The sequence below is a fragment of the Porphyromonas sp. CAG:1061 genome, from assembly GCF_000435035.1.
GTDB lineage: Bacteria > Bacteroidota > Bacteroidia > Bacteroidales > Porphyromonadaceae > Porphyromonas_A > Porphyromonas_A somerae.
On sequence record NZ_HF988914.1, the window covers coordinates 1 to 3,602 of the forward strand.

Genomic DNA, 3,602 nt, shown 5'->3' on the forward strand with positions numbered 1-3,602 from the left:
CCTCCGACAGGGGGCTACAACAAATCGGACCCCCGAGGGGGTCCTTACCCATAGGCAATTCAATATAGACCTTTCTAATGCGTAACCCCTGACCTTTGGATTAAACCAACCACTATATATATGAGTCATAAGAACAGAAAAAGACCCTTAAGAATACATAAAAGCGGTCAAAGTGTTTATAGGATTACAAAATAATGGTATCTTGCGTGTAGCAATTGACATTAATAAGCAAGTTTAGAACAGATTTACAATAGGAGGAAATATTATGAAGAGGTTTGACTTATTAGCAAGAGGGCTCTTACTGCTCTTTATCGCTTCGCCTATGGTTTCGATTGGTGCCAGCGCACAAGACGATGCCTACCTTACCCCTTCGAGAGCTAGGGAGTTGCGGAAAAAGGAGGCAGCCGAAAAAGCAGCCCTTCAGAAGAGAATGGAGGAGAAACGTGCCGCCGAAATGGCTAGAAGAGAAAAGGCACGTGCCGAATATCAAGAAGATGTCAAGGATTGGTATAATCGGAGAGATATGAAGGTAACCATCGAGGAGATGGAGGAAAATCTAGACCAACTTGATGGCACTACCGACGCCCAAGCAAGAAAGGGCGGTAAGTACAGCAATCGGATACGCCGTTTCGACCGTCCGAATGAGGATAGGATAGTCCTCCAAAATGTACAGCAAGTCTATGTGCTAGATAGCTACGACTACTACGACCCTTGGACCAATAGCTACTACGGTAGAGATTGGAATAGTGGGGTCAATATCATCATCAACCAAGGGGCTCCATGGAGATCCACTTGGGATTACTACGGCTATGGACGCTGGGGTGCCCCTTACTACTATGGCTACTACAGTTGGTATGACCCATGGAGTAGCTATTGGTACGACCCTTGGTACTATGGTGGCTCTAGATACTACTGGGGCTACAGACGTCCTTGGGGTGGCTTCTACGCCGGCTGGGGTGGCTACTATGGCGACTACTACGGTGGTTACTATGGAGGCTATGCCAATAGCTATTGGAATGGCTACAACGATGGCCGATACGATGGTCGTCGGGATAGATACTACAGCACTCCTCGCTCTAGCTATGGCAGAAGCACCGGTAGGTACTATGATAGAACCTCCCACAATGCTATCTACGGACGTGCCCTTGGCAACTCAAGCCGCACAGTAGAGGGCTCGGGCTACTACGACCGCAGTACTCGCAGCTTCAGCAATTACGAAAACGCTAACCGCAATAACAATAGGTACAACAGCAACAACCGAACGAGTCGCTGGGATAGGAATGCAGCTAATCGCAATTCAAGCTACGACAGAAATAGCACCTACTCTGCACCTACCCGCAGCAGTGGCTCCTACAGCTCACCATCGAGAAGCACTAGTAGCAGCAGTAGCTCATCAAGCAGTGGTACCACTCGCACTACTACAAGTCGTCGCAGATAAGATAATTTTTATTCTTGCGTCAATTAACTATAGAATATAGGACAGATGAAAACGATATATAAATATACATTTCTAGTAACAGTAGCCCTAATGGGTGTTACCTCCTCTTGGGCACAAGCGCCATCTGATGCTTATCGTAATATCCAAGAAGGCATCACGGGTACAGCTCGCACCAAAGCGATGGGAGGAGCCGTGGGAGCTATTGGTGCTGATGCAGGGGCAGCGTATGTCAATCCTGCAGGCGCAGCACTCTTTTCTCGCACAACTATTGGTATTGGACTAGACGTAGGAAAAGGTAGCATCACTATAGGAGATATTAGGCGAGAGCTAACGCTTGGTGGACTGAATAATGTTTCTTACTTTGGTCGCTCTATAGGAATTCCAGTATCTAGCAACAACTCCTTGAGATTTAACTTTGGGTTTAATGTGGGACAGGAGTATAATTATAAGCGTGACTCTGAGATGGAGATGACCCAACCAAAGTTTAGCATCACAGATCTTATCTCTGCGAAAGCAGCTCTTGAAGGGTTGTCATCTGATAGGTACAAACCTACAAAGACTTATGACCCATTTATGAGTGGTGTCAATCCTATGGTGGCACTTGCATTAAATGGCGATATCATTGAGGAGATTGAAGAAACAAATAATGCCACAGGTGAAACTAATCGTTATTATACCTCTGCATTTTATACTGAAAACCCTGATAAGACACTTACTCTATGGCCAATTAGAGGTAACCGACTGAACGTTAGCGAGCACGGCTCTAGGTATTACACCGACTTTAACTTTGCAATGAGCCTCAATGATAGCTATTTCTTTGGTGCTTCGCTACGTATCGGATCAATGAACTATGGCAGGGCTTCGATGCTACGTGAGGACTATAGTGATACTAAGGATAATAATAATAGTTTCCTTGAGTATGGAACTAGCTTAGATGTTACTGGTGCGAGCCTCGGGCTCAATCTCGGCTTCTTGATGGCATTGGGTGACTATGGACGTATTGGTATTTCCTACCTTACTCCACAGTATGCACAATACAAGGAGTTATACTCTGGCTCAGTCAGAAGTCGACTAAATACTCCAAACCCTACGAAGGATCCTTACTTTACCTTTGAAACTGATGAGTATAGAAGTGACTATGCCATGATCACTCCAGGGAAGCTAACCATAAGTGCTATGGCGTTCCTCTCAAAGTATGGAATGGTCTCTTACGACTTCCAATACCGCAATCTTGGTCACTCCAAGATACTGCTTAGCGGTGCTGGAGTGAGTGGCGTTTCAGACTTCATCAAGGAGGATTATGGGGCAGAGCTAACCCATCGAGTTGGGCTAGAGGTAAGACCAATCAATTGGCTCTCTCTACGCACTGGCTACGCTTATACTGGCAATCCACTTAAGTCTGAGCCTCTTAAGAAGGAGGCTGAGGGTGGACTAGACTACGAGTATCCTGCTAGCGGTATGATTGCCGACTTTGTCCTGCCTCGTAACTACCAAGCCATCACTGGCGGTATAGGATTTAATATAGGAAGAAGTACTACACTCGACCTCGCCTATGTGCACGAGATTCGCAAGGAGAGAGCTTATCCCTTTACTGGTTGGACCGACCCTAAAGACCCTGAGAAATCCTTTATTGCAGTTAAGGGCGGTGACCTCAAAGAGACCAGAGGTAGCTTCGTTGCCAACCTCACGTTTAGATTCTAAGGCTACCAAAGCCTAAATAAAAAGGACCTCCCACCGAGGTCCTTTTTATTTGCCACAAAACTTCGTGCAACATTCTCTTGTTAAGTCTGTAGTTTGCTGGTTTTTGTGTACCTTTGGAGGTGAGTGAATTAACTTTTTAGCACAATGATTTTATGAATGATATATCTAAGGTGACCGCTCGGCACCTCTTGAGATTGGAGGCGGTGAAGCTAAGTCCTAAAGCTCCATTTACGTGGGCATCGGGCTGGAAAAGTCCTATATATTGCGATAACCGTGTGACGCTCTCTGACCCTGAAGCACGCACCTATATCAAGAAGGCGTTGGCGGAGACGATCCGCACCCATTTCCCTGAGGTGACAGCTATTAGCGGTGTGGCGACTGGTGCCATTGCTCAAGGGGCTTTGGTGGCCGATGTGATGGAATTGCCTTTTAGCTATATTCGCTCAAAGGCGAAGGACCATGG

The 3,602-nt window shown here is 46.3% G+C and carries 3 protein-coding genes; all 3 read left to right on the forward strand.

Annotation, left to right across the window (positions count from 1 at the left end):
* Window positions 1-265 precede the first annotated feature (265 nt).
* Entirely contained in the window at window positions 266-1,438 is a 1,173-nt protein-coding gene (locus QVO39_RS04790) for an OmpH family outer membrane protein (protein WP_021903236.1), read from the forward strand.
* 45 nt (window positions 1,439-1,483) lie between these two features.
* A complete protein-coding gene (locus QVO39_RS04795; RefSeq protein ID WP_021903237.1) occupies window positions 1,484-3,139 on the forward strand; it encodes a hypothetical protein in 1,656 nt (551 codons plus the stop codon).
* A gap of 152 nt (window positions 3,140-3,291) precedes the next feature.
* On the forward strand, window positions 3,292-3,602 hold a 311-nt coding region (locus QVO39_RS04800; protein WP_502685064.1), incomplete at its 3' end, for an orotate phosphoribosyltransferase.